Genomic DNA, 25,008 nt, shown 5'->3' on the forward strand with positions numbered 1-25,008 from the left:
TCAGAGGATGTTCGTCACCCAGCCGTGGCGGTCCTCGGCGCGACCGCGCTGGACGTCGACAAGCTTCTGCCGCAGGGCCATGGTGGTGCGGCCCGGCTCGCCGCCACCGATGAGGAACTCACCGTCCGGGAACCGCACGCCGCCGATCGGGGTGATCACGGCGGCGGTGCCGCAGGCGAAGACCTCACGCAGCCGCCCGCTGGCCGCGTCCGCCTGCCAGTCGGCGAAGCTGACCGGCCGCTCCTGCACCCCGTGCCCGGCCTCGGCGGCCAGGGTCAGGATCGCGTCGCGGGTGATGCCCGGCAGGATCGTGCCACCCAGCGGCGGCGTGACAAGCGTGCCGTCGTCGTAGACGAAGAAGACGTTCATGCCGCCCAACTCGTCGACGTACCGCCGCTCGACCGCGTCCAGGAAGACCACCTGGTCGCAGCCGGCCTCGATCGCCTCGGCCTGGGCCGACAGCGAGGCGGCGTAGTTGCCGCCGCACTTGGCCGCGCCGGTGCCGCCGGGCGCGGCCCGGGTGTAGTCCGGGGAGACCCAGACCGTCACCGGCTTCACCCCACCGGCGAAGTAGGCCCCGGCCGGCGACGCGATGACGCAGTAGAGGTATTCGCTGGCCGGGCGCACCCCGAGGAAGACCTCGCTGGCGAACATGAACGGGCGCAGGTAGAGGCTGCCGTCCTCGTCCTCCGGGATCCACTCCCGGTCGATCTCGACCAGCCGGCGCAGCGACTCCACGAACGTCTCCGGCGGCAGCTCCGGCATGGCCAGCCGCCGGGCGGACGCGACGAACCGGGCCGCGTTGGCCTCCGGCCGGAACATGGTGACCGACCCGTCGCCGGTGCGGTAGGCCTTCAGACCCTCGAAGATCTCCTGCGCGTAGTGCAGCACCGCCGAGGCCGGGTCCATCGGGATCGGCGCGCGCGCCTCGACCCGGGCGTCGTACCAGCCCTTGCCCTCGGCGTAGCGGACGGTGACCATGTGGTCGGTGAACACCCGACCGAAGCCCGGGTTCACCAGCAGGGCGGCCCGGTCGGCGGCGGATACCGGCGCGGGATTCGGACGGATCTCGAAATCGAGCTTGTCACCACCGCTCATCGCGCTGACCTCCTGGGGATCCCACGGCGTACGGATCGCACGCCGATGTCACTGGTGCCAGAAACCTACCCCGAACGGTCGTTCAGCGGATACCTCCGCCCCAGCACATCGACGATGCCAATTGGCAGGAGCTGGACCGGAAGACGGGTCCGGCGGCCCGGTTCCGGGCCGCCGAGGAGGGTCGGCCCGGTCAGGCTACGGCGTGGCCGGCGAGCCGGTCGCCGACCTCCTCCGTGCTCAGCGGCGCACCCGGGGTACGCCCGGCCAGCTCGGCGGCCACGGCGGCGGAGACCCGCGCGGCGGCCTCGGCGTGGCCGAGCTGGTCGAGCAGCAGCGCGGCGGAGAGCACGGCCGCCACCGGGTCGGCGACGCCCTTGCCGGCGATGTCCGGCGCGGAGCCGTGCACCGGCTCGAACATCGACGGGTAGCGCCCCTCCGGGTTGATGCAACCGCTGGCGGCCAGGCCGATGCCACCGGTCACCGCGGCGGCGATGTCGGTGAGGATGTCGCCGAAGAGGTTGTCGGTCACCACCACGTCGTACCGGGACGGATTGGTCACCAGGAACATCGCCGCGGCGTCGACGTGCTGGTACTCCGTGGTCACGTCGGGGTGCTCGGCGGCCACCTCGGCGAAGGCCCGGGACCAGAGCGAGCCGGCGTGGGTGAGCACATTGGTCTTGTGCACCAGCGTCACCTTGCGCCGTTCCCGGCGGCCGGCCCGGGCGAACGCGTCGCGGATCACCCGCTCGACGCCGTGCCGGGTGTTCAGGCTCTCCTCGGTGGCCACCTCGGCCGGGGTGCCCCGGTGCAGGCTGCCGCCGGCGCCCGCGTACAGCCCCTCGGTGCCCTCCCGGACCACCACGAGGTCCACCTCGCCGGGCTTGACGGCGGCCAGCGGGCCGGTCACGCCGGACCAGAGCCGGGACGGGCGGAGGTTGACGTATTGGTCGAAGGCGAACCGGAGCTTCAGCAGCAGGCCCCGCTCCAGCACGCCCGGCGGCACGGTCGGGTCGCCGACCGCGCCGAGCAGGATGGCGTCGTGGCCGGCCAGCTCGTCCAGGACGGTGTCGGGCAGCACCTCACCGGTGCGGTGCCAGCGCGCGGCGCCCAGGTCGTACTCGGTGGCCTCGATCCCGGGCAGCACCGCGTCGAGGACCTTGCGGGCCTGCCCGACCACCTCGGGACCGATGCCGTCGCCGGCCACCACCGCGATGCGTGCCACCTGGCGCTCCTCACCTCGTCGTTCTGCGCAACGGTACGTCGCCGTCCCGCACCCCGGTACGAGTCTTCCATAATTCGGGATTCGCGATGCACAGGAGGCTCCCAGCCGGCATTCATGGCGCGGTCATCTCCACTGCCTATGGTCAGGACGAGCGGGTCGACGAGGACCCGGACCGGCATCGCCGCTCGGGCGGCGGCGGCCAGCGAGGGGGCGGGTGTCATGCGGATCGACCAGCGGCGGACGCACTGGGCGGACGAGCAACCCCGGACCCGCTGGGTCGACCAGTCCGCGTTCCGTCAGCCCCGCCCCGACCTGCGCCTCGGCGCCCGCAGCCACCGGGTGGAACGGGACGGGACCGCCGCCCACGACCGGATCAGTGTCCGGCACACCCTGAGCACCTCCACCGCGGACTACACGCTGCTGCTCAACGCGCCCGACTGGTTCGGTCACCGGGGCGTCGGCGAGGCGCTCCGGGACGCCGTGGCCGAGCTGCGCGCCGTCGACCTCACCTACGGCCCCAACCAGCCGGACAGCCTGGTGTCACGGCTGCGCCGCGACGAGATCAGCCCCGATTCGTACCCCCCGCTGGCCGACCTGGTCGACCGCTGCGCCGCGATGCGGGCGGCGACCGACGGGTGGTTCGACGCGTGGGCGGTGCCGGGCGGCTTCGACCCGGGCGGCCTGCTCGGCGGCTGGGCGGTGGAGCGGGCCGCGGCCCGGTTGCGCGCCGCCGGCATCCACGACTACGCCGTGCTCAGCGGCGCCGACCTGACGGTACGCGGGCACGCCGCGCACGGCGGCCCGTGGCGGGTGGCGGTGCACCACCCGACCGAGGCGCGCCGGGCCCCACTGGTGCTGGAGATGACCGCGGGCGCGGTGGGCACGTCCGGCGTCACCGGTCGGCGCGGGCACGTCGTCGACCCGCACACCGGCGAGCCGACCGACCGGCTGGTGGCCGCCACCGTGGTCGGCCCGGACCTGGCGGTCGCCGACGCCTACGCCACCGCGCTGTACGCCGCCGGCCCGGCCGGCCTGGCCTGGTTCCGCGACGGCTCGGACTATCGCCCGCTCTTCGCGCACCACCGCCGCTGACACGGCCGCGCCCCGCTCTCGCATCCTGGGCGTGGGCCGCGATCGGCCCCCGCGGTCTCGGCAACGACCGTGGGGGCCGGTCAGCGACGAGTGCGCGTGGCTCGCGCAATCGAGGGGTGCGGGCCGACAGGTCGGACGCCCGACCACGCCACCCGAAGGCGGGCCGGGAAATCGACTCAGCCGTGCACCGCACCGGTACGCTAGCGAATCGACGCAACTCGACGCAAGAGTCTCCACAGCGGACCCATCGCCACCGTGTCAACAATCAGCAGGTGAATCCCGGGGGTGGGGCAGAAGTGACGTGGGCCGCCCGGGATGGCACGCTGTCCGCCGTGAGTTTCGATCTGAGCGTGTGGGCCCTGCCGAACGGGGCGACACCGGAGCAGGTGCGGGCGGCGGTACGGCAGTGCCGCGAGGGGTGGCACGGCGAGCAGCACCCCGACCCGCGGGTGGTCGGCTTCTACCGGGCGATCACGGCGAGCTACCCCGACCGTCCGGCCCGGCCGGGCACCCCGTGGGAGGTGGCGCCGCTGCACGCGGCCGCCGACCACGTCGAGATGAACCTGCATCCCGCCTGTCCGGACCAGGTTCTGCTGGACATCGAGCGGCTGGCCGGCGAGCACGACCTGATGCTCTTCGACGCGCAGGACGGCTCGGTCTACCCGCCACCGGCCCGCGCCCGCTCCTGACCCCGACACGACGCAGGGCCCGACCGCAGCGGCCGGGCCCCGATCCGTCCTGTTCGGACTACTCGTCGCGCAGGTCGGCCGCGCTGGCCGCGACCGCGCCGATCGAGTCGGCCGCGGAGGTGAGCAGGTCGGCGCCGAGCGCCTGGTCGACGGTGAGCGTCATCAGCGTCTCGCCGCCGGCCTCCCGCCGGGCCACCTGCATGGCGGCGATGTTGACGCCGGCCTCGCCGAGCAGCGTGCCGACCGTGCCGACCACGCCGGGCCGGTCGACGTAGCGCAGGAAGACCAGGATGCCCTCCGCGCCGATCTCCACGTCGAAGCCGTCCACCTCGGTCACCTTGAGCACGTCACGGGCGCCGGCGTGGGACACCGTGCCGGAGACCCGGACGGTCCGCCCGTCCGGCAGCGCGCCGCGCACGGTCACCAGGTTCGGGTGGTCGACGGTCTCGGCCGGCGTGGCCAGCGTGACCTCGACGCCCCGCTCGGCGGCCAGGTGCGGCGCGTTGACGTAGGTGACCTGCTCCTCCACCACGGAGCTGAACAGGCCCTTGGTGGCGGCGAGCTTCAGCACCGACACGTCGTGGGTGGCGATCTCGCCGCGCACCTCGACGGTGACGCTGGCGGCCACCCCACCGGCCAGCGCGGTGAAGGCCCGACCCAGCTTCTCGGCCAGCGGCAGCAGCGGCCGGACGTCCTCGGCGACCACGCCGCCGGCCTGCACGTTCACCGCGTCCGGCACGAACTCGCCCTGGAGCGCGAGCTTGACGCTCTTCGCCACCGCGAGGCCGGCCTTGTCCTGCGCCTCGTTGGTGGAGGCGCCCAGGTGCGGCGTGGCCACCACGTTGTCGAACGCGAACAACGGCGACGAGGTGCACGGCTCCTTGGCGTAGACGTCGATGCCGGCGCCGGCGACCCGGCCCTCGGCGATCGCGTCGGCGAGGGCCTGCTCGTCGACCAGGCCACCCCGGGCGGCGTTGACGATCCGTACGCCCGGCTTGACGACCGCCAGCTCCTTCTCGCCGATCAGGCCCACGGTCTCCGGCGTCTTCGGCAGGTGGATCGAGATGAAGTCGCTCTCCCGCAGCAGCTCCTCCAGCCCGACCAGGCGCACGCCGAGCTGCGCGGCGCGAGCCGGCTGGATGTACGGGTCGTACGCGATCAGCCGGGTGCCGAACGCGGCGATGCGCTGGGCGAACAGCACTCCGATCCGGCCGAGGCCGACCACGCCGACGGTCTTGCCCTGCAGCTCCACGCCGGTGTACCTGGACCGCTTCCACTCGCCGGCCTTCAGCGCGGCGCTGGCGCTGGCGGTGTTCCGAGCCACCGCGAGCAGCAGCGCGACGGCCTGCTCGGCGGCGGAGACGATGTTGGAGGTGGGCGCGTTGACCACCATGACGCCCCGGGCGGTGGCGGCGGGAACCTCGACGTTGTCCAGGCCGACGCCGGCCCGGGCGACCACCTTCAGCCGGGGCGCCGCGGCGATCGCCTCGGCGTCGATCTGGGTGGCGCTGCGTACGATCACCGCGTCGGCCTCGGAGAGGGCGGAGAGCAGGGCCGGGCGGTCGGTGCCGTCCACGTGGCGCACGTCGAAGTCGTGCGCGAGCACCTCGATGGCGGCGGGGGCGAGTTCTTCGGCGATCAGTACGACAGGATTCATCGGTCCTCGTAGACGCTCGGTGTCGGTTCGGCCTGGGGCGTCGGGACGCCGCGCTGCGCCCTGCGCCGATCCGTGCCACGGCCGTCTGGTGCGCCGGGGCACCACACCAAGGATGGTAGGGGGCGGTCCGCCCTCCAGGTCCCGGACCGCCGGGTGAGCGCCCTCACACAGCCCGTCGAACGCTCGACATCCGCCGTTCACGTGCTCGGCGACTGGCGAAGCCCTCGTACGACGGAACCAGCATCCGCACGGGGGAGGGAGCCAGTGATGTCGCTCGTGGTCCGGATCGCGTTGCTGCGGCCGCTGGCCCGGCTCGGCCCGCACCGGTGGGGGCCGACGCTGGCCGAGGTCTTGGTCACCCGGTCCCACAAGGTGAACGCCCTGCCGGGTTCGACGGTCCGACGCACCGGCGTGACGGACCGCGGCCCGCCACCCGACGCCGGGGAGAGCGTCAGGTCGCGGGCCGCGTGGCGTGCCGGCTCAGGCGGTCTCGGTGATCGGGCGGTCGACCCAGCTCATCATGGCGCGCAGCTTCTGCCCGGTCTCCTCGATCGGGTGCGCCGCGCCCTCGGCCCGCCACTTGGCGAAGTTGGGCCGCCCGGCCTCGTCCTCGGCCACCCACTCGCGGGCGAACTCGCCGGATTGGATCTCACCGAGGATCTTGCGCATCTCCTCCTTGACCCGGGCGTCGACGACGCGGGGGCCACGGGACAGGTCGCCGTACTCGGCGGTGTCGGAGATGCTGTAGCGCATCCGGGCGATGCCGCCCTCGTACATCAGGTCGACGATGAGCTTCAGCTCGTGCAGGCACTCGAAGTAGGCCACCTCGGGGGCGTAGCCGGCCTCGGTGAGCACCTCGAAGCCGGTCTGCACCAGCGCCGCCGCGCCGCCGCAGAGCACCGCCTGCTCGCCGAAGAGGTCGGTCTCGGTCTCCTCGGTGAACGTGGTCCGGATCGCGCCGGCCCGGGTGCCGCCGATCGCCTTGGCGTACGCCAGCGCCAGGCCGAACGCGTTGCCGCTGGCGTCCTGCTCGACGGCGACCAGGCAGGGCACGCCCTTGCCGTCGACGTACTGGCGGCGCACCAGGTGACCGGGGCCCTTCGGGGCGACCATCGCCACGTCCACCTCGGCCGGCGGCGTGATCAGGCCGTACCGGATGTTGAAACCGTGCCCGAAGAAGATGGCCTTGCCGGGCGCCAGGTTCGGCGCGATGGCGTCGGTGTAGAGGGCGCGCTGGGCGGTGTCCGGCGCCAGGATCATGATCACGTCGGCCTCGGCCGCCGCCTCCGCCGGGGTGAGCACCCGCAGGCCCTGCTCCTCGGCCTTGGGCCGGCTCTTCGAGCCGGCGGGCAGGCCGATCACCACGTCGACGCCGGAGTCGCGCAACGACAGCGCGTGCGCGTGGCCCTGGCTGCCGTAACCGATCACGGCGACCCTGCGGCCCTGGATCAGGCCCAGGTCGGCGTCGTCGTCGTAGAAAACCTCAACGCTCATTGACTTCCCTTTCGTACGGCGGTGCCCGTCGGCCCGTCGAAAAACTTGTGGGTACGGATCAGGCGGCGCGCAGCGCCGGGCCGGCGGTGATGGCCCGGGAGCCACGCCCGATGGCCACCGTGCCGGACTGGACCATCTCCTTGATGCCGAACGGCTCCAGGTCACGCAGCAGCGCGTCGAGCTTGTCCGGCGTGCCGGTGGCCTCGACGGTGAGCGTGTCCGGCGCGACGTCGACCACCCGCGCCCGGAACAGGGCGACCGTCTCCAGCACCTGGGCGCGGGCGCTGCGGTCCGCGCGGACCTTGATCAGCAGCAGCTCCCGGGCCACCGACACCTGCGGGTCCAGCTCCACGATCTTGAGTACGTTGACCAGCTTGTTGAGCTGCTTGGTCACCTGCTCCAGCGGCGAGGACTCGGCGTTGACCACGATGGTGATCCGGGAGACGTCGGGGTTCTCGGTCTCGCCCACGGCGAGGCTGTCGATGTTGAACCCGCGCCGGGAGAACAGCCCGGAGACCCGGGCCAGCACGCCCGGCTTGTTCTCGACAAGCACGGACAACGTATGCAGCGTCATTGCTGTGCCTTCCTCGTCATGCCCTCATGGCCCTCGCTGCGCTCGGTGCATTCGGTCATGACTAGATGTCATCCTCATCGAACGCGGGGCGGACGCCCCTCGCGAACATGATCTCGTCGTTGCTGGTGCCGGCGGCCACCATCGGCCAGACCATCGCGTCCTTGCCGACCACGAAGTCGATGACCACCGGCGCGTCGTCGATCGCCATGGCCGCCTCGATGGTCTTGTCCACGTCCGCGGCGTTCTCGCAGCGCAGCCCGATGCAGCCGAGCGCCTCGGCCAGCTTGACGAAGTCGGGGATGCGGTGCTTGTGCGTGCCCAGCTCGGTGTTGGAGTAGCGCTCCCCGTAGAACAGGGTCTGCCACTGCCGGACCATGCCCAGGTTGCCGTTGTTGATCACGGCGACCTTGATCGGGATGCCCTCCAACGCGCAGGTGGCCAGCTCCTGATTGGTCATCTGGAAGCAGCCGTCACCGTCCACCGCCCACACCGTGGTGTCCGGCCGGCCGACCTTCGCGCCCATCGCGGCCGGCACGGCGTAGCCCATGGTGCCCAGGCCGCCGGAGTTGAGCCAGGTGTTCGGCTTCTCGTACGAGATGAACTGGCTGGCCCACATCTGGTGCTGGCCGACGCCGGCCACGTAGATCGTGTCCGGCCCGGCGATCTCGCCCAGCCGCTTGATCACCTGATGCGGGGAGAGCGTGCCGTCGGCCGGCTCCTCGTAGCCGAGCGGGTAGCGCTCGCGCAGGTCGTCGAGCTGGGTCCACCAGTCGGCCAGGTCGGTGGCCGGGTGGGCGGCCTGCTCGGCGGTGACCGACGCGATCAGCTCGTCGATCACGTGCCGCGCGTCGCCCACGATCGGGACGTCGGCGTGCCGGTTCTTGCCGATCTCCGCCGGGTCGATGTCGGCGTGCACCACGGTGGCGTCCGGTGCGAACGAGTCCAGCTTGCCGGTCACCCGGTCGTCGAAGCGGGCGCCGAGCGCCACGATCAGATCGGCCTTCTGGAGGCCGTAGACCGCCGCGACGGTGCCGTGCATGCCGGGCATGCCCAGGTGCTGGCGGTGCGAGTCGGGGAACGCGCCGAGCGCCATCAGCGTGGTGACGACCGGGATCCCGGTCTGCTCGGCCAGCCGGCGCAGCCCCTCGGTCGCGCCGGCCTTGAGCACGCCGCCGCCGACGTAGAGCACCGGCCTTCGGGCCGCGGTCATCAGCCGGGCCGCCTCGCGGATCTGCTTGCCGTGCGGGTGCAGGGTGGGCCGGTAGCCGGGCAGGTCCAACGTGGGCGGCCAGGAGAAGGTGGCCGGCGCCTGGAGGACGTCCTTGGGGATGTCGACCAGCACCGGGCCGGGTCGGCCGGTCGAGGCCAGGTGGAACGCCTCGGCCAGCACCCGGGGGATCTCGTCGGCGGTCTGCACCAGGAAGTTGTGCTTGGTGATCGGCAACGTGATGCCCTGGATGTCGGCCTCCTGGAAGGCGTCCGTGCCGATCGACGGCCGGGCCACCTGGCCGGTGATCGCCACGATCGGCACCGAGTCCATGTAGGCGTCGGCGATCGGGGTGACCAGGTTGGTCGCGCCGGGGCCGGAGGTGGCGATGCAGACGCCGACCCGGCCGGTGGCCTGCGCGTAGCCGGTGGCCGCGTGCCCCGCGCCCTGCTCGTGGCGGACCAGGATGTGCCGGACCGTGGAGTCGTAGAGCGGATCGTACGCGGGCAGGATCGCGCCGCCCGGGATGCCGAAGACCACGTCGACGCCGAGCGCCTCGAGCGACCGCACCAGCGAGGCGGCGCCGGAGACCTGCGCGGTGGCGGACTGCCGTACGGGCGTGGCGGTGGTGTCCGCGCCGGCCGGGACGCTCCGGCTCGTGGCGGGGACGGCGCCGGCGCGGGCCGCGGCGGGGTCGGGGTCGCCGGCAGCGCCGGCACCCGGGCGGGCCCGCCGGGCGGAGTGGGCGAGGGTCTCGGGCGTGGGTCTCGTCATGGCGGTTCAGGCCTTCGGCTGTGAGTGGGTGACGCGGTTGTCAGGGTGGGACGCGGGCGCCCCGGCGATGGTCCGACGGCAACAAAAAAGCCCACGTGCAGGATGCACGGGGCCAGCGCACTCTCAGGAGGAGAGTGCGCTCAGGTAAGTACTCGCAGCGACCGGTTCGACGACATGTGGCTAAGCCTGACGCATCTCACGCGATGAGTCAACTGATCCCACATTCTGGTTCACGGACGTGGGCGTGTCGGCCGTCGGCACCCCGTCCGCACCGGGTCCGAGCTGCGACGACGCGTCGATCGGGGGGCGCGGGGCGGGCGGGTTGTTCCGCAGCCGGGGCAGCAGCGGCGACGGGGTACGCACCGGCGGGGGCGGCGGCGCGGGCGGGAGCGGCGCGGGCCGGTTGCCCGGCGCGGTGGCCGCCTCCAGCATCGCCTCCAGGTGCTCGGCCGGCACCCCCCAGCCGAAGAGCGCGCCCTGGCCGAAGCGGCAACCGGCGGCCACCACGGCGGCCAGCTCCATGGGATTGGTGACGCCCTCGGCGATCACCTCCAGCCCGAACTGGTGACCGAGGCGCATGACGATGTCGACCATCGGCGCGAACGCCGGGCCCTCCCGGCCGACCGGGCGCACCGGCTCGTGCTCGGCGACCAGACCGTGATCGATCTTGAGGATGTCGATCGGCAGCCGGCGCAGCTGCCCCAGCGAGGAGTAGCCGGCGCCGAAGTCGTCCAGCGCGATGCGCACCCCGGTCAGCCGCAACGCGGTCAGCCGCCGGATCAGCTCGTCCAGGTCGGTGGCCACGGCGTGCTCGGTCACCTCCAGCACCAGCCGCTGCGGCGGCACGTGGTGCGCGCGCAGCGCGTCGGCGACCTGGACCACGTACTCCGGGGCGTGCAGCTCGCGCGGCGACACGTTCACCGACACCCAGACGTCGTGCCCGTCGGCCAGCCACCGGGAAAGCTGGTAGCAGGCCTGGTGCAGCACCCACGCGCCGAGCTTGGCGATCATCCCGCACTCCTCGGCGAGCGGGATGAACTCGTCCGGCCGGACGTTGCCCAGCTCGGGGTGGTGCCAGCGGAGCAGCGCCTCGGCGCCGACCGGCCGGACCGAGGGCAGCGAGGCCACCGGCTGGAAGACCAGCCGCAGCTCGTCCCGCTCGATCGCGCCGCGCAACTCGTGCTCCAACCGGGTCCGCCGGCTCAGCAACTGGTCGTACGTGGCGTCGTAGCGCTCGATCCGGTTCTTGCCCCGCTGCTTGGCGTAGCGCAGCGCCAGGTCGGCGTTGCGCAGCAGCAGCTCGACGTCGTGGTCACCGTGGCCGCCGGCCACCCCGATGCTGACCGAGAGGAAGACCGGCCCGTCCCCCTCCTCGTACGGGCGGCCGAGCACCCCGAGCAACCGATCGGCCACCGGGCCGGGATCGGCCGACCCGTGCATCAGCACCGCGAACTCGTCGCCGCCCAGCCGGGCGGCGAGATCACCCGGGCGCAGGTTGCCGCGCAGCCGCCGGCCCACCTCGGCCAGCACCGCGTCGCCGACGTCGTGCCCGCGCATGTCGTTGACGTTCTTGAAGCCGTCCAGGTCGAGCCCGAGCAGCACGCACGGGACGCCGGTCTCGGCGCATCGTTGCAGGGCGCGCAGCAGGCCCCGCCGGTTGGCCAGACCGGTGAGCGGATCGGTGTGCGCCAGCTCGCGGAAGTGCGCCTCCCGCTCGGCCAGCCGGGCGGCGTAGCCCCGGACGTCGTTGAGGGCCAGATATTGCCGGGCCACCAGCGCGAACCCCTCGACGCTGCCGGCCACGATGCCGTACCCGTCGAACCGGCCGCCCTGCGTCAGGTGGTACATCGCGGAGGCGGCGATGGCGAACATCGGCACGAAGGCGTACTCGCCGTCGCGGCGGATGAGGTCGACGTCGAACTGCGTCGAGTCGGCCCGGCGCCCGGCGACGGCGACGGCCAGCAGGCCCGAGGCGGTCATCACGGCGCCGATCGCGAGCATCCCGGGGCCGCCCTGACAGAGCCCGGCCGACACCCCCAGCCCGCCGACGGTCACCGCGATCGTCCCGGCGCCCAGCAGGGCCAGCCAGCCGCGCGGCGGGGCGGCCCGCAGCACCAGGATCAGCGTCAGCCCGGCGGTGAGCGCCGCGCCGACGGTGGCCAGCAGGATGGGCAGGCAGCCCACCGGGGTGGCCCCGCCGAGCAGGCGGGTCGGCTCGCTGAACGCCACCCAGCCGACGAACCAGAGCGCGGTGGCCATGATGACGCCGTCGAGGAGCAGCCGGGCGGTCGCGGCCCGGGTCGCGGCGGCGCCGGGCAGCCGGAGCAGCGCGGCGCCGAGGCCGAGCCCGGCCACCGTGACGGACGTGGAGACGAGCATGGCCCAGCCGGTGCGCTGGCCCTGCCGGTGGGCCCAGTGGTCCCCGGCGACCAGCAGACCGACGAGACCGAGGAGCAGGCTGAGCAGGGCGGCCGCGCCGGCGACGGCCAGCAGCACGTGGGCCTGCCGCCGGGGGCACGTGCGGCGACGGGCCGACCCGGCGAGCAGCACGGCGGCGCTCGCCGCGGCGAGACCGCTCAGCGCCGCGACGGTGACCATCCCCGGGGACGACTGCACGGGTCAACTCTGCCGGATTCGCGCCCTCCGTGGGGCACCGGGTGTGCAACTGTTGGGACACAGGGTGTAGGGCCGGGATCCGCCGGGCCGGCGGTGTCAGACTGGTACGCATGCCTGAGCTGCGGTCGAGGACATCCACCCATGGTCGGACGATGGCCGGCGCCCGGGCCCTCTGGCGGGCCACCGGGATGACCGACGACGACTTCGGCAAGCCGATCGTCGCCATCGCGAACAGTTTCACCCAGTTCGTACCCGGTCACGTCCACCTGAAGGACCTCGGCGGCCTGGTCGCCGACGCGGTGGCCGAGGCCGGCGGCGTGGGGCGGGAGTTCAACACGATCGCCGTGGACGACGGCATCGCCATGGGCCACGGCGGCATGCTCTACTCGCTGCCCAGCCGGGAGCTGATCGCCGACGCGGTGGAATACATGGTCAACGCGCACTGCGCGGACGCCCTGGTCTGCATCTCCAACTGCGACAAGATCACCCCGGGGATGCTGCTCGCCGCGCTGCGGCTGAACATCCCGACCGTCTTCGTCTCCGGCGGCCCGATGGAGGCCGGCAAGACGGTGGCGATCGAGGGCGTCGTCCACTCCAAGATCGATCTGATCGACGCCATGATCGCCTCCTCGAACGAGGCGGTCACCGACGACCAGCTCGGCGAGATCGAGCGCTCGGCGTGCCCGACCTGTGGCTCCTGCTCCGGCATGTTCACCGCCAACTCGATGAACTGCCTCACCGAGGCGATCGGCCTGGCGCTGCCCGGCAACGGGTCGACGCTGGCCACCCACGCCGCCCGCCGGTCGCTCTTCGTCGAGGCCGGCCGCACCGCCGTGGAGATCGCCAAGCGCTGGTACGACCAGGACGACGCCTCGGTGCTGCCCCGCTCGATCGCCGGTCGGGCCGCGTTCGAGAACGCGGTCGCCCTCGACGTCGCCATGGGCGGCTCGACGAACACGATCCTGCACCTGCTCGCCGCCGCCCGCGAGGCGGAACTGGACTTCGAGGTGGCCGACATCGACGCCATCTCCCGGCGGGTGCCGTGCCTGGCCAAGGTCGCGCCGAACTCACCGAACTACCACATGGAGGACGTGCACCGGGCCGGCGGCATCCCGGCCATCCTCGGCGAGCTGGACCGCGCCGGCCTGCTCCACCGCGACGTGCGCGCGGTGCACTCCCCCAGCCTGGACCGGTGGCTCGCCGACTGGGACGTCCGGGGTGGCGCGGCCACGCCGGAGGCGGTCGAGCTGTTCCACGCCGCGCCGGGCGGCGTGCGTACCACCGAGCCGTTCTCCACCGGCAACCGCTGGTCGTCGCTGGACACCGACGCGGCCGGCGGTTGCATCCGCGACCTGGAACACGCCTACAGCGCCGACGGCGGGCTGGCCATCCTGCACGGCAACCTGGCGCCGGACGGCTGCGTGGTGAAGACCGCCGGGGTGCCCGACGACTGCCTCACCTTCCGCGGGCCGGCGAAGGTCTACGAGTCGCAGGACGACGCGGTGACCGCCATCCTCGCCAAACAGGTCGTCGCCGGCGACGTGGTGGTGATCCGCTACGAGGGCCCGAAGGGCGGCCCCGGCATGCAGGAGATGCTCTACCCCACCTCGTTCCTCAAGGGCCGCGGCCTGGGCCGCTCCTGCGCGCTGCTCACCGACGGCCGGTTCTCCGGCGGCACCTCCGGCCTGTCCATCGGGCACGCCTCACCGGAGGCCGCCGCCGGCGGGCTGATCGCGCTGGTGCGCGACGGCGACGAGATCGTCATCGACATCCCGGGCCGGTCGATCGAGCTGAACGTCCCAGCCGACGAGCTGGAGGCGCGCCGGGTGGCCGAGGAGAAGCGCGACCGCCCCTACACCCCCGTCGACCGGCAGCGCCCGGTGTCGGCGGCGCTGCGCGCGTACGCCTCGATGGCCACCTCCGCCAGCGACGGCGCCTACCGCCGCGTCCCGGAGTAAGGCGGGGCCCCCTGTTAACGCCTGCGGTACAGGAGGGGCCCCCGCTCAACACGCGCCGCCGGTAAGGTCCGGCGGCGTGGAGACGACGGTGAGTTACGCGCGACTGGTCCGACCGGCGATCGACCGGGTCTACGTGGGCGCCCGCTGGGCGGCCCGGCCCCGGATGGAGGCGTTCTACGCCGAGCGCGGCTGCGACCTCGGCGCGGAGAACAGCTTCTTCTCCGGGGTGCTGGCCCGCCCGATCCCGGCCGAGGCGCTCGCCGACGGCCTGGTCTACACCGACGGTGACATGAGCCGGGAGTTGAAGCAGGGCATCTTCGTCCGGGACGACGATGGCGCCTGGCACCTGACCGAGCTGGGCCGGGAGTTGACGCTGTTCGCGCAGCGGGCCACCGGCGAGGCCGCCGAGGAACTGTGGGCCATGCTGCCCTGGGTGCTGCCCGGCCTGGGCATCGTGCCCCGGCTCGCCGACCTCGTCGGCCGGGTGCTGGCGCACGCGCAGGCCACCGGCGGGCCGGCGTTCCAGGCGATGTCCCCGCCGTACGAGCCGGAGGACGCCTCCCCGGCGCTGCTGCTGGTCACCCGGCTGGGCTCGCTGCGGCACCACCGCGCGGACGCCCACCGGGCCGCGTGGCGGGCCGCCGGGCTGACGGCCGACGAGATCCGCGCGCTGCCGGACGGGCCGCAGCGCGCGGCGATCGAGGCGGACACCGACCGCCGCGACGAGCCCGCGTACACGGTGCTCACCGAGGCCGAGCGGTGGGAACTGCTGGCCGGCCTCGCCGCCCTGCCCAACTAGTGCTCACCCGCAGAGCCGTTGGGTGCAACGCCATGGGTGTCTCTGGTCCCGTTTGACACCCATGGCGTTCCACTCGCCGCGAGGGCCCCGCACGAACCAGCGGGGGGTTCAGGGGTGCGGCAGGTGACGTTCGAGGCCGTCGAAGAGCAGGTCGAGGGTGAACTCGAACTCGGTCTGGCTGTCGCACCACCCGAGCGTCGGATCGGCCGCGTCGTGCGTCTCGGCGGCCACCATCGCGGCCAGGTGCGGCAGCCGTTCGGCCAGCGCCATCATCTCCGCTTCCGCGGCTGCGGCGTCGGCCGCCCCGCCCGCGTCCGGCCGGAACACCTCCTGCGCGAAGCCGAGTTCGGTCTGTGGCTGGTGCCGATGGGCTGGTGCGTGCTCCGGTCGGGCTGGCTGCCCCGCCCCCTCGGCTGGGTCCTCGTCGCCGGTGGCGTCGGCTACGTGCTCATGACGTTCGTCGCGTACCTCGCCCCCGGCGCCGGCATCGCCGGTGACCTGCTGGTGGTTCCCGACACCGTGGGCGAGGTGTGGATCCTCGGCTACCTGATCGTCTTCGGCGTGCGCAGGCGGGCACTCGAAGGGACCGCAGTCTAGGCGGGGCTCGCGGCGAGGGCGACACCCCGGGCGTACCGGATGGCGGCCGGGGTGTCCGCGAACACCAGGCCCTCGCGGCGCAGCTCCTCGGCGACGCCGAGCGTGCTGAGCACCTGGTCGTGGCCCGGGGTGATGCCGGAGAGCAGCACCGTGATCCCCCGGCCGCGCAGCCGGGCGACGGCGTCGCCGAGCACCTGGGCGCCGGTGGCGTCGATGGCGGAGACGCGGGACATCCGTAGGATCACCACCCGCACGTCGGCCACCTCGGCCAGCTCCAGCAGGAAGGTGTGCGCGGCGGCGAAGAACAGCGGCCCGTCGAGCCGGTACGCCACGATGTGCTCGGCGAGCAGCTCGTGCTCCTCGGCGCTGTGCTCGCCGGTGTCCAGCGGCACCTGTTCCAGCCTGGCGCTGCGGGCCACCGCGCGCAGCGCCAGCACGACCGCGACGGCGAGCCCGACGACCACCGCTGTCACCAGGTCCCAGATCACCGTGACGGCGAACGTCAGCACCAGCACCACCGCGTCGGCCCGGGTGGCCCGCATCAGCGCCAGCAGGGAGGCGGCCTCCACCATCCGGACGGTGGTGGCGAGCAGCACGCCGGCCAGGGCGGCCAGCGGGATGCGGCCGACGAGCGGGGCGGCGGCGAGCACGATCGCGGCGAGAGCGACCGCGTGGGTGAGCGCGGCGAGCTTCGAGGACGCCCCGGCGCGGACGTTGACCGCCGTACGGGCGATGGCGGCGGTCGCCGGGATGCCGCCGAACACCGGGGAGGCGAGGTTGGCCAGGCCCTGGCCGAACAGTTCCCGGTCGGGGTCGTGCCGCTCGCCCACCGTCATGCCGTCCGCCACGGTGGCGGAGAGCAGGCTCTCCAGCGCGGCGAGCGCGGCCACGGCCAGGGCACTGGGCAGCAGCACGCCCACCGCGCCGAGGTCCAGGAAGCTCAGCGACGGCGCGGGCAGCCCTTGCGGCAGCTCGCCGATCCGGGCCAGGTCGATCGGGGCCAGCTCGGCGAGGATCGTGGCGGCGGCCACCCCGACCAGGGAGAACGGCACGGCGGGCCGCCACCGGGCGCCGAGCAGCATCAGCGCCGCCACGCCGAGCGCCACCGCGATCGCGGCGGGCCGGGGATGCGCGGCGAACCGGGCGACCGCGTCGGCGGCCACCGCCCACACCTTCTCGCCGTGCGCCCCGGCGACGCCGAGCGCGGCCGGCACCTGTTGCAGCGCGATGACGACGGCGATGCCGGCGGTGAAGCCCTCGATCACCGGAGTCGGCAGGTAACGGACGTACCGGCCGAGGCGGGCCAGGGCGAGCGCGATCAGGATCAGCCCGGCCAGCGCGCCGACCATCAGCACGCCACCGGCGCCGAACTGCTGCACCACCGGCACCAGCACGACAGTCATGGCCCCGGTGGGGCCGGAGACCTGGAGGTTGGAGCCGCCGAAGGTCGCCGCGACGGCCCCGGCGACCACGGCGGTGACCAGGCCGGCCTGCGCGCCGAGCCCGGAGGTGACGCCGAAGGCGAGCGCCAGGGGCAGCGCCACCACGGCGACGGTGAGGCCGGCGAGCAGGTCGCGCCGGGGCGAGCGGCGCACGGCCGCCCAGTCGGCCCGGCCGGGCAGCAGCCCGCCGAACAGCCGGCCCGCCTGCCGCACGACCTCGGCGGCGCGAAGGCGACCGGCCGCCGCCGTGCTCACCGGTCCGCCCCGGAGGCCCGCAGCTCGTCCAGCAGGGCGTCCCGGTCGGTGAGGACCGCGCCGAGAATGCGCCGCCCGGCGGCGAGCAGATCGGCCACGTCGGGGGTGCTGAGCGCGTACATGACCAGGGGGCCGTCCCGGTAGGAGGTGACCATGCCGGCGCGGCGCAGCACGGCGAGCTGCTGGGAGAGGTTCGAGGCCTCCACGTCGATGGCGGCGAGCAGGTCGCGTACCGGCTTCGGCCCGTCCTGGAGCAGTTCGAGCACCCGGATGCGGACCGGGTGCCCGAGGGTCCGGAACAGCTCCGCCTTCGCCTGGTACAGCGGCACCGACATGACTCAACCCTCCGACGACTCTGAAGACTTTAGCACTTGCAGAAGTCTTCAAATCGACGGAGATGGGCGTCCGCCTCAGGTGAGGTCGTTGACGCAGCGCAGCACCGGTCGGGAGGTGAGCGCGGCGGCGTCGAGCGGGCGGGTGGCGCGCACGGTGAACGTCACGCTCTCCCCCGGCAGCAGCGTCACCAGCGCCCGGTCCACCTGCGCGGCCGGATCGAGGCGGTCCGGGAACAGCGTCAGGTCGCGCAGCACGGTCCGAGCGGTCACCCGGACCCGCCGGCCGCCGTCCGCCGACTCGACGGTCGCGTCCCACTCCGCCGTCGGCCACCGCACGTCGCGGTCCTCGGCGAAGAACCACAGCGCGCGCTCGGCGGCGTCCCCGGCGTCCGCGACGAGCAGTTCGGCGCGCCTGTCGTCCGGCCGCGCCAGCTCCGCCGGCAGCGCCAGCACCACCGAGGAGTACGCCGGGACGTCGAGGTCTACCGAGGTCTTCGCCCTCGGCTCCCCGGTGAGGGCGAGCCGGGTGACGGTGGCCGGCACGGTCCACGCCTCGGCGGTCTCGTTCACCGCGACCAGTGCCAGCCCGCCGTCGCGCGGCTGCACGGTGAGCAGCCGGTCGGCGTAGGCGCGGCGCAGCGCGTACCACAGGGGTTTGCGCCGGCCGTCGCCGTCGACGGCGGCCCAGGAGGTGACCGGCCAGCAGTCGTTGAGCTGCCAGACGATGGTGCCCATGCAGATGGGCCGGTGCGAGCGGAAGTGCTCGACACCGAGTTGGATGGCGCGGGCCTGGTTGAGCTGGGTGAGGTAGTGCCAGTCGTCGAAGTCGGCGGGCGGCGGCAGGTGGGCGTCGAGCCCGCGTCGGAGCTTGCCGTCCCCGTCCATCGCCTTCTGGTGGTGGGCCATGCCGGGCGAGTCGTGCGCCAGCGGCTCGTCGGAGATGGCCCGGCGCAGCGTCGCGTACGCGGGTGGCGCCTGGTAGCCGAACTCGGCGACGAAGCGCGGCACGTACTCGCGATATTTGGTGTAGTCGTCGTCGTTCCACACGTCCCAGATGTGCATGGTGCCGTGCGCCGGGTCGTTGGGGTGCAGGTCCTCGCGGCCGGACCACGGGCTGCCCGGCCAGTAGGGGACGGTCGGGTCCAGCTCGCCGACGATCGCGGGCAGCATCTCCAGGTAGTAGCCGCGCCCCCAGGTGCGGCCGGCGAGCGGCTCCTGCCAGTCCCAGTCGTGCCAGCCCCAGATGTTCTCGTTGTTGCCGGTCCAGAGCACCAGCGACGGGTGGCCGGCGAGGCGGGCCACCTGTTCCCGCGCCTCCGCCTCGACCTCGGTGCGGAACGGCTCCTCCTCGGGGTAGGCCGCGCAGGCGAACAGGAAGTCCTGCTGCACCAGCAGCCCGAGTTCGTCGGCCAGTTGGTAGAAGTCGTCCGACTCGTAGCGGCCGCCGCCCCAGATCCGCAGCAGGTTGATGTTCGCCCCGACCGCCTGACCGAACCGTTCGCCGAGGCGGGCCCGGGTGACCCGGTTGGGGAACGCGTCGTCGGGGATCCAGTTGACGCCCCTGACGAAGATCGGCACGTCGTTGACGTGCAGCGTGAACGGGGTGCCGTGGGCGTCGGGCGTGGTGTCCAGCCGGACCGAGCGGAAGCCGACCCGGCGGGAGGCGGTGTCCAGCTCCCGGCCGTCGGCGGCGTGCAGGGTGACGTCGAGGTCGTGCAGCGGCTGGTCGCCGTACCCGACCGGCCACCACAGCGCCGGGTCCGGCACGGTGAGCGTGAGGACGGCGGCCCGCTCCCCCGCCGGCACGGTGACGTCGGCGGCGACGCCGGCGACGGTGGCGCGTACGGTCAGCGGCTCGTCGCCGGCCCGCTCGACGTGGACGTGCAGCTCCACCCGGCCGGCGCCGTCGGACACCGTGACCAGCGGCCGGACCGACGCGAGCCGGGCGGTGGACCAGGCGTGCAGCCCGATCCGCTGCCAGATGCCGGCGGTGACCACGGTCGGTCCCCAGTCCCAGCCGAAGTTGCAGGCGGTCTTGCGGATGAAGTGGAACGGCTCCGGGTACGCGTTGGGCCGGTCGCCGAGCCGGTCCCGGTGCGCCTCGGCGTAGCGGTAGGGCGAGGCGAAGCGTACGGCCAGGGTGTTCTTGCCCGGGCGCAACAGCGACCGGACGTCGAACCGGTAGGAGCGGTGCTGGTTCTCGGTGCGCCCCGCCTCGACACCGTTGAGCGTGATCGTGGCGACCGTGTCCAGGCCGGCGCAGGCCAGGTCGACCCGGTCCGCGCCGTCGCCGGGTTGCCACTCGAAGGTGTTCTCGTAGCGCCAGTCGGTGCGCCCGATCCAGGTGAGCCGGTTCTCGTTGTCGTCGAGGTACGGGTCGGGGATGAGGCCGGCCGCCAGCAGGTCGGTGTGTACGCACCCGGGCACGGTTGCCGGCACCGATGTACCGGCGATCTCCGGCGGCACCTGCGGGCCGGGTTCGGCCCGCAGCGTCCAGCCCTCGTGCAGCAGCGTGCAACGGCTCACGACTTCACCGCGCCTTCCATGATTCCGCGGACGATCTGACGTCCACCGATGAACAGCATGAGCAGCAGCGGGATGGTGGCGATGAACGCGCCGGCCAGCACCCGCCGGTAGATCACATAGTTGCCGCTGGCCAGGTCGGAGACCGCCACCATGGAGGTGGGGAAGTCGGTGCCGCTCAGCGTGATCAGCGGCCACTGGAAGTCGTTCCAGGTGGCCACGAACGTGAGCAGGCCGAGCACCGCGAGGGCCGGGCGGATCGCGGGCAGCACGATGGTGGCGTACACCCGCATGGTCGTGGCGCCGTCGACCCGGGCCGACTCGACCAGCTCGTCGGGGACGGTGTTCACGATGAACTGCCGCATGTAGAACACGCCGAACGCGGTGACCAGGCCGGGCGCGATGACCGCGAGCAGGGTGCCGTTCCAGCCGAGCTTGCCCATCACGATGTAGAGCGCCACGATGCCGAGCTGGTTCGGCACGGTCAGCGTGAGCACCACGAAGAGCATCAGCGCCTTGCTGCCCTTGAAGCGCAGCTTGGCGAACGCGAACCCGGCCAGCGAGCAGAAGAACAGCACCGAGGCGGTCACCACGGTCGACACGATGACGCTGTTGACAAGCGAGGCGGCGAAGTAGACGTCCTGGAGTGAGAAGACCTCGTCGACGTTGGTCAGGAACCGGTCGCCCGGGACGACCGCCGGTGGCAGCTTCGCCAGCGCCTCGTCGTTGCTGGTGGCGATGACGAACATCCAGTAGAGCGGGAACGCGGCGAAGAGCATGCTGACCGCGAGGAGCAGGTAGGTCCAGAGGCCGGCCGGGGTCTCCTGCGGGGCACGGGCGATGGGGCGTCGCTTGCGGCGGAGCGGCGGGGAGGCGACGGCACTCATTTACGACCTCCGGACAGTCGGTTCGTCAGCAGGTAGTTCAGGCCGGCGACGACCAGGACGATCAGGAACAGGGCCCAGGACATGGCGGCGGCGTAACCGAGGTTGAGGTCCTTCCAGCCGACCTTGTAGATGAGCTGGGCGATGGTCTGCCACTCGCCGTTCGGCCCGCCGGTGGCCGCCTGGGCGTTCGGGTCGAAGAGCATCGGCTCGGTGAACAGCTGCAACCCGCCGATGGTGGAGAGGATCACGGTGAACACCACCACCGGCTGGATCATCGGGACGGTGATCCGCCAGAGCTGTTTCCACTGGCCGGCGCCGTCGATCGCCGACGCCTCGTAGACGTCGCGCGGGATGGACTGCATGGCGGCCAGGTAGAGCAGCGCGTTGTAGCCGATCCACTTCCAGTTGACCATGGTGGCGATGGCGATCCAGGCGTGCGTCTTGTCGGCCCGCCAGTCGATCGGGGCGTCCGCGCCGCCGATGCCGAACAGCCCGAGAACCCAGTTGGCCATGCCGAAGTCGCGGGAGAAGAAGACGCTGAACACCATGGTGGAGGCCACGATCGGCGTCACGTACGGCAGCAGCACGCCGACCCGCCACCAGGTCTGCGCCCGCAGCCGCCGGTTGAGCAGCGAGGCGACCAGCAGGGCGAGCAGCAGCTGCGGCACGGTGGAGAGCAGGAAGATGCCGAACGTGTTGTAGAGCGCGTTCCAGAAGTCCTCGTCGGCGAAGAGCCGGCTGAAGTTCGCGAACCCCGCCCAGTAGGGCAGCGTCGGGTCGTCGAGGCGGTAGTTGCGCAGCGAGACCACCGCGTTGAACAGCAGCGGGAAGAGTCCGAACACGAGGAAGAGCAGGAAGAACGGCGCGATCATGAGGTACGGCATGTAGCGCATGTCGAAGCGGTACAGCCGGTTGCGCCAGGTCAGCCGCCGCTCGTCGGCCCCGGGTCGGCCGCGCTCCGGCGCGGGTCGGCGGCTCGGCGGCGCGGGCGCGGCACGGGTGCTGGACATCGGATCACTCCAGAGCCGAGGAGGGTGGACGGGTACGACGGCGCCGGAGCGGGTCGGGTCCCGCTCCGGCGCCGGTGGCGCGTCAGGACTTGGCGGCCTTGTCGGCCTGCTTGACCGCCTCGCTCCAGGCGGCGTCCGGCTTCAGCGACTTGTTCTCCACCCGCCGGATCACGTTCTCCACCGCGACCCGGGTCGGGCCGTTCTTCTTCCCCAGGTACTGCGGGGTGAGGCCCTGCGCCATCTTCGGGAAGATCTGGCCGACCGGGGCGTCGTTGAAGAACGGGTTCTTGAAGTCGGCGATGGCCGGGTCGGCGTAGAGCGCCGGCTGCGACGGCAGGTTGCCGACCTTCTTGAAGATCTCGATCTGCTGTTCCGGCGCGACCAGCCACTCCAGCAGCTTGTACGCCTCGTCGACGTTCTTGCCCTGCTTGGGGATGGTCAGGAACGAGCCGCCCCAGTTGCCGCCGCCTCCGGGGACCGCGGCGATGTCCCACTTGCCCTGGGTGCCGGGCGCGGTGTCCTTGATGTGGCCGAGCATCCACGCCGGGCAGGCGAGCACCGCGAACGCGCCGCTGGTGAAGCCCTTGTCCCAGTCGGCCTGGAAGCTGACCAGGTTGGCGGAGAGCCCGGCGTCGACGGCCTTGACCGTGTAGTCGAAGGCGACCTTCGGGCCGCCGTCCATCTGGAGCTGCTCCTGGTCGTTGTAGAAGCCGACCTGCTGCTGTCCGAGGACCGGGTTGAACAGGTTGGTGCCGGCGTCGATGAACTTCTTCTTGGTCTTGCCGGTGTACTGCTGGCCGACCTCGATGAACCTGTCCCAGGTGGGCCAGAGCGCGGAGACCTGGTCACGCTCGGTGGGCAGGCCGGCGGCCTTGAACAGGTCGGTGCGGTAGCACATGGCCAGGCCGCCGACGTCGGTGCCGAGGCCGATCTGCGTCTTGCCGTCGGCCGACAGCGACTGCTTCCACTTCCAGGGCAGATACTTGCTCTCGTAGGAGCCCGCGCCCTTGTCGAGCAGGTTGACGAACTTGTCGGACTGGCTGCGGAACTGGACCATGAAGCCCTCGTCGATCGCCGCGATGTCCGGCGCGCCGTTGCCGGCGACGAGCTTCTTCTGCAGGTCCTCGTGCTGGGCGTTGTACTCGCCCGAGTTGAGCTGGATCTTGACGTTCTTGTGCTCGGCCTCGTACTTGGTCTTGAGGTCCTGGAGGCCGAAGTCGCCCCAGAAATTGATCTTCAACGTGACCTGACCGTCGGCCGCGTCCGAGCCGCCGGTGGTGCTCCTGCCGCTACAGGCGGCGATCATGACCAGGCTGACGGCACCGACGGCGGCCGTGCGCGCCCAGTGCGTCCAGGACCGTTTCATGTCATCCTCCGCGCCGAATGGGAACGCTCCCGATATCGAGAGACGTTGACTGAACCGGATAAGTGAGGCCACCGTACGGTTCACCCCCTGCACTGTCAACGGCCGGTCAACAGCGAGGCCGTCCGGTAACCTTCGGGCCTCGGTGGGAGCGCGACCATGCGTGGTGGAGCGCTTTCCGGAGCAGTTTCGAGAGCGGACGGGTGTGGGCAGGAACGAGGCTGGCCGTACGCTGAACCGCACAAGTGACCAACTGTGCGGTTCAGTCGCCGGCACACTGCCGTGCCGACCGGGCGGCGGGCCGGGTGCAGTAGCGTCACAGCCGCCGGCCACCGCCGGTCGGGAAGCGCCCGCGAGGGCCGGACACAGTGGAGGAACGCTTCGGTGAAGCGGCCGACCATCGCCGACGTCGCCCGGCGCGCCGGGGTCTCCAAGGGCGCGGTGTCGTACGCGCTGAACGGACAGCCCGGCGTCTCCGAGGCGACCCGCCAGCGCATCCTGGCGATCGCCGCCGAGATCGGGTTCAGCCCCAGCAGCGCCGCCCGGGCGCTCTCCGGCGCCACCGCCAAGGCGGTCGGCCTGGCGCTGTGCCGGCCCGCCCGGATACTCGGCATCGAGCCGTTCTTCATGGAGCTGATCAGCGGCGTCGAGTCCGAGCTGTCGGCCCGCTCGTACGCGCTGACCCTCCAGGTGGTCACCGACCAGGAGGCCGAGATCGCGGTCTACCGGCGGTGGTGGGCCGAGCGCCGGGTGGACGGCGTCTTCGTCTGCGACCTGCGTACCGACGACCGGCGGGTGCCCGCGCTGGAGGAGCTGCAACTGCCCGCCGTGGTCATCGGCGGCCCGGGGCACACCGGCAGCCTGGCCAGCGTCTGGTCCGACGACGCGGCGGCCCTGGTCGAGACGGTGGAATACCTGGTCGCGCTCGGGCACCGGCGGATCGCCCGGGTCGGCGGGCTGCCCTCGCTGCTGCACACCGAGATCCGCACCGACGCGTTCACCGACGTGTGCCGGCGGCTCGGGCTGGACGAGGCGAGCACGGTCTGGTCCGACTACACCGGCGAGGAGGGCGCGCGGGCCACCCGCCGGCTGCTCAGCTCCGCCAGACGCCCGACCGCGGTGATCTACGACAACGACGTGATGGCGATCGCCGGCCTTTCCGTGGCTCAGGAGATGGGGCTCGCCGTTCCCGGCGACCTGTCCATCGTGGCCTGGGACGACTCACCGCTCTGCCAGCTCGTGCACCCGCCGCTGACCGCGCTGGGCCGGGACATCCCGGCGTACGGCGCGCACGCCGCCCGCCGGCTCCTCGCGGTGATCGCCGGCGAGGAGGTGACCGTCGTGCAGGACGAGACCGCCCACCTCACCCCGCGCGGCAGCACCGCGCCGCCACGGGTCCACTGAACCGGTTAAGCA

General features: G+C 72.6%; 20 protein-coding genes. 6 read left to right on the top strand and 14 right to left on the bottom strand.

Annotation, left to right across the window (positions count from 1 at the left end; all coding sequences use genetic code 11):
* Together ACGFI2_RS01275 and ACGFI2_RS01280 are read right to left on the bottom strand one after the other, a co-directional pair.
* On the bottom strand, positions 1–1,098 hold the full coding sequence (locus ACGFI2_RS01275; RefSeq protein WP_393508712.1) for a branched-chain amino acid aminotransferase: 1,098 nt from the start codon (positions 1,096–1,098) through the stop codon (positions 1–3).
* A 190-nt stretch (positions 1,099–1,288) separates the two neighbouring features.
* Positions 1,289–2,320 carry a 3-isopropylmalate dehydrogenase gene (locus ACGFI2_RS01280; protein WP_393508715.1) on the bottom strand — a complete coding sequence of 344 codons (1,032 nt, stop codon included), beginning with the start codon at positions 2,318–2,320 and terminating at the stop codon, positions 1,289–1,291.
* Positions 2,321–2,539: 219 nt separating this feature from the next.
* On the opposite strand from ACGFI2_RS01280, the gene ACGFI2_RS01285 reads away from it, so the two are divergent.
* The gene (locus tag ACGFI2_RS01285) at positions 2,540–3,412 is read left to right on the top strand and encodes an FAD:protein FMN transferase (protein WP_393508718.1); all 873 of its coding nucleotides are present in this window, start codon (positions 2,540–2,542) and stop codon (positions 3,410–3,412) included.
* A gap of 332 nt (positions 3,413–3,744) precedes the next feature.
* On the top strand, positions 3,745–4,101 hold the full coding sequence (locus ACGFI2_RS01290) for a hypothetical protein (protein ID WP_393508721.1): 357 nt from the start codon (positions 3,745–3,747) through the stop codon (positions 4,099–4,101).
* Positions 4,102–4,159: 58 nt separating this feature from the next.
* Here the strand turns inward: ACGFI2_RS01290 and serA are convergent, their stop codons facing one another.
* The 5 genes from serA to ACGFI2_RS01315 all read right to left on the bottom strand — a co-directional run bounded on the left by serA (position 4,160) and on the right by ACGFI2_RS01315 (position 12,405).
* Entirely contained in the window at positions 4,160–5,758 is a 1,599-nt protein-coding gene (gene serA / locus ACGFI2_RS01295) for a phosphoglycerate dehydrogenase (RefSeq protein ID WP_393508724.1), read from the bottom strand.
* Between the two features lie 480 nt (positions 5,759–6,238).
* Positions 6,239–7,252: a ketol-acid reductoisomerase gene (gene ilvC, locus ACGFI2_RS01300; RefSeq protein ID WP_393508727.1), complete on the bottom strand. Its 1,014-nt coding sequence runs from the start codon at positions 7,250–7,252 to the stop codon at positions 6,239–6,241.
* Between the two features lie 58 nt (positions 7,253–7,310).
* The gene (gene ilvN / locus ACGFI2_RS01305; RefSeq protein WP_393508730.1) at positions 7,311–7,826 is read right to left on the bottom strand and encodes an acetolactate synthase small subunit; all 516 of its coding nucleotides are present in this window, start codon (positions 7,824–7,826) and stop codon (positions 7,311–7,313) included.
* A gap of 61 nt (positions 7,827–7,887) precedes the next feature.
* Positions 7,888–9,807: an acetolactate synthase large subunit gene (locus ACGFI2_RS01310; RefSeq protein WP_393508733.1), complete on the bottom strand. Its 1,920-nt coding sequence runs from the start codon at positions 9,805–9,807 to the stop codon at positions 7,888–7,890.
* A 180-nt stretch (positions 9,808–9,987) separates the two neighbouring features.
* Positions 9,988–12,405, bottom strand: coding sequence for a putative bifunctional diguanylate cyclase/phosphodiesterase (locus ACGFI2_RS01315; protein ID WP_393510037.1), 2,418 nt, complete (start codon positions 12,403–12,405; stop codon positions 9,988–9,990).
* Positions 12,406–12,533: 128 nt separating this feature from the next.
* On the opposite strand from ACGFI2_RS01315, the gene ilvD reads away from it, so the two are divergent.
* Positions 12,534–14,381, top strand: coding sequence for a dihydroxy-acid dehydratase (gene ilvD, locus ACGFI2_RS01320; RefSeq protein WP_393508736.1), 1,848 nt, complete (start codon positions 12,534–12,536; stop codon positions 14,379–14,381).
* An 88-nt stretch (positions 14,382–14,469) separates the two neighbouring features.
* The gene (locus ACGFI2_RS01325) at positions 14,470–15,180 is read left to right on the top strand and encodes a hypothetical protein (protein WP_393508739.1); all 711 of its coding nucleotides are present in this window, start codon (positions 14,470–14,472) and stop codon (positions 15,178–15,180) included.
* Between the two features lie 108 nt (positions 15,181–15,288).
* On the opposite strand, the gene ACGFI2_RS01330 is transcribed toward ACGFI2_RS01325, so the two are convergent.
* Entirely contained in the window at positions 15,289–15,507 is a 219-nt protein-coding gene (locus ACGFI2_RS01330) for a TetR/AcrR family transcriptional regulator C-terminal domain-containing protein (RefSeq protein ID WP_393508742.1), read from the bottom strand.
* 39 nt (positions 15,508–15,546) lie between these two features.
* Here ACGFI2_RS01330 and ACGFI2_RS01335 point away from each other — a divergent pair, with 39 nt between their 5' ends.
* The gene (locus ACGFI2_RS01335; RefSeq protein WP_393510040.1) at positions 15,547–15,777 is read left to right on the top strand and encodes a DUF4386 domain-containing protein; all 231 of its coding nucleotides are present in this window, start codon (positions 15,547–15,549) and stop codon (positions 15,775–15,777) included.
* Here ACGFI2_RS01335 and ACGFI2_RS01340 read toward each other — a convergent pair.
* From ACGFI2_RS01340 to ACGFI2_RS01365, 6 genes are all read right to left on the bottom strand, one after another.
* On the bottom strand, positions 15,774–17,474 hold the full coding sequence (locus tag ACGFI2_RS01340; RefSeq protein WP_393508745.1) for a SulP family inorganic anion transporter: 1,701 nt from the start codon (positions 17,472–17,474) through the stop codon (positions 15,774–15,776). The two genes, ACGFI2_RS01335 and ACGFI2_RS01340, sit on opposite strands and share 4 nt — an antisense overlap.
* Complete coding sequence (locus ACGFI2_RS01345; RefSeq protein ID WP_184682872.1) at positions 17,471–17,809, bottom strand: helix-turn-helix transcriptional regulator; 339 nt, start codon at positions 17,807–17,809, stop codon at positions 17,471–17,473. Before ACGFI2_RS01345 ends, ACGFI2_RS01340 begins: the two co-directional genes overlap by 4 nt.
* A gap of 75 nt (positions 17,810–17,884) precedes the next feature.
* Entirely contained in the window at positions 17,885–20,335 is a 2,451-nt protein-coding gene (locus ACGFI2_RS01350; RefSeq protein ID WP_393508748.1) for a glycoside hydrolase family 2 protein, read from the bottom strand.
* Complete coding sequence (locus tag ACGFI2_RS01355; protein ID WP_393508751.1) at positions 20,332–21,219, bottom strand: carbohydrate ABC transporter permease; 888 nt, start codon at positions 21,217–21,219, stop codon at positions 20,332–20,334. The genes ACGFI2_RS01350 and ACGFI2_RS01355 overlap by 4 nt, the downstream gene beginning before the upstream one ends.
* Complete coding sequence (locus ACGFI2_RS01360) at positions 21,216–22,229, bottom strand: carbohydrate ABC transporter permease (protein WP_393508754.1); 1,014 nt, start codon at positions 22,227–22,229, stop codon at positions 21,216–21,218. Before ACGFI2_RS01360 ends, ACGFI2_RS01355 begins: the two co-directional genes overlap by 4 nt.
* Before the next feature lie 82 nt (positions 22,230–22,311).
* Positions 22,312–23,595, bottom strand: coding sequence for an ABC transporter substrate-binding protein (locus ACGFI2_RS01365; RefSeq protein WP_393508757.1), 1,284 nt, complete (start codon positions 23,593–23,595; stop codon positions 22,312–22,314).
* Positions 23,596–23,976: 381 nt separating this feature from the next.
* Between ACGFI2_RS01365 and ACGFI2_RS01370 the strand changes: the two genes are divergently transcribed.
* Positions 23,977–24,996 (top strand): LacI family DNA-binding transcriptional regulator, encoded by a 1,020-nt coding sequence (locus ACGFI2_RS01370; RefSeq protein WP_393508760.1) that lies wholly within the window; start codon positions 23,977–23,979, stop codon positions 24,994–24,996.
* Positions 24,997–25,008 lie beyond the last annotated feature (12 nt).

It is taken from the genome of Micromonospora sp. NPDC049282 (assembly GCF_043197045.1).
Taxonomy (GTDB): domain Bacteria; phylum Actinomycetota; class Actinomycetes; order Mycobacteriales; family Micromonosporaceae; genus Micromonospora.

Coding starts and splice junctions, on each gene's coding strand:
- ACGFI2_RS01275 (WP_393508712.1), bottom strand. CDS start 1,098: ATGAGCGGTGGTGACAAGCTCGATTTCGAGATCCGTCCGAATCCCGCG.
- ACGFI2_RS01285 (WP_393508718.1), top strand. CDS start 2,540: ATGCGGATCGACCAGCGGCGGACGCACTGGGCGGACGAGCAACCCCGG.
- serA (WP_393508724.1), bottom strand. CDS start 5,758: ATGAATCCTGTCGTACTGATCGCCGAAGAACTCGCCCCCGCCGCCATC.
- ilvC (WP_393508727.1), bottom strand. CDS start 7,252: ATGAGCGTTGAGGTTTTCTACGACGACGACGCCGACCTGGGCCTGATC.
- ilvN (WP_393508730.1), bottom strand. CDS start 7,826: ATGACGCTGCATACGTTGTCCGTGCTTGTCGAGAACAAGCCGGGCGTG.
- ACGFI2_RS01310 (WP_393508733.1), bottom strand. CDS start 9,807: ATGACGAGACCCACGCCCGAGACCCTCGCCCACTCCGCCCGGCGGGCC.
- ACGFI2_RS01315 (WP_393510037.1), bottom strand. CDS start 12,405: ATGGTCACCGTCGCGGCGCTGAGCGGTCTCGCCGCGGCGAGCGCCGCC.
- ilvD (WP_393508736.1), top strand. CDS start 12,534: ATGCCTGAGCTGCGGTCGAGGACATCCACCCATGGTCGGACGATGGCC.
- ACGFI2_RS01335 (WP_393510040.1), top strand. CDS start 15,547: ATGGGCTGGTGCGTGCTCCGGTCGGGCTGGCTGCCCCGCCCCCTCGGC.
- ACGFI2_RS01345 (WP_184682872.1), bottom strand. CDS start 17,809: ATGTCGGTGCCGCTGTACCAGGCGAAGGCGGAGCTGTTCCGGACCCTC.
- ACGFI2_RS01355 (WP_393508751.1), bottom strand. CDS start 21,219: ATGAGTGCCGTCGCCTCCCCGCCGCTCCGCCGCAAGCGACGCCCCATC.
- ACGFI2_RS01360 (WP_393508754.1), bottom strand. CDS start 22,229: ATGTCCAGCACCCGTGCCGCGCCCGCGCCGCCGAGCCGCCGACCCGCG.
- ACGFI2_RS01365 (WP_393508757.1), bottom strand. CDS start 23,595: ATGAAACGGTCCTGGACGCACTGGGCGCGCACGGCCGCCGTCGGTGCC.